Raw genomic sequence first — 246 nt, 5'->3', positions numbered from 1 at the left:
TGGTGGCACCGGCTACGGCGCCGATGATCGGCACCGCTTGGGCGGCGAACTTCTCGGTGACCACCACGCCAATGCGGGCGGCGACCTTTTCAACGATCTTGGCCAGCCACTTGCCGGCTTCCTTCGGGGTCAGGCCGAGCATCACGCCACCGCCGCCGACTGCCGCGCCGGCCAGTTCGGCCGACAGGTGGCGCATCACTTCGGCGGTGTAACCACGGGTGATGTAGTAGCCGGGCTCGCTGGCGT

1 pseudogene is annotated in these 246 nt (G+C 68.3%); it reads right to left on the bottom strand.

The window, feature by feature from the left end:
• Positions 1-246: pseudogene (locus tag ACQG3P_RS21580) on the bottom strand (EcsC family protein); the annotation flags it as partial.

The sequence above is a fragment of the Stenotrophomonas sp. SrG genome (assembly GCF_050031795.1).
Taxonomy (GTDB): domain Bacteria; phylum Pseudomonadota; class Gammaproteobacteria; order Xanthomonadales; family Xanthomonadaceae; genus Stenotrophomonas; species Stenotrophomonas rhizophila_A.
This window is presented reverse-complemented; position numbering and strand designations above follow the sequence as displayed.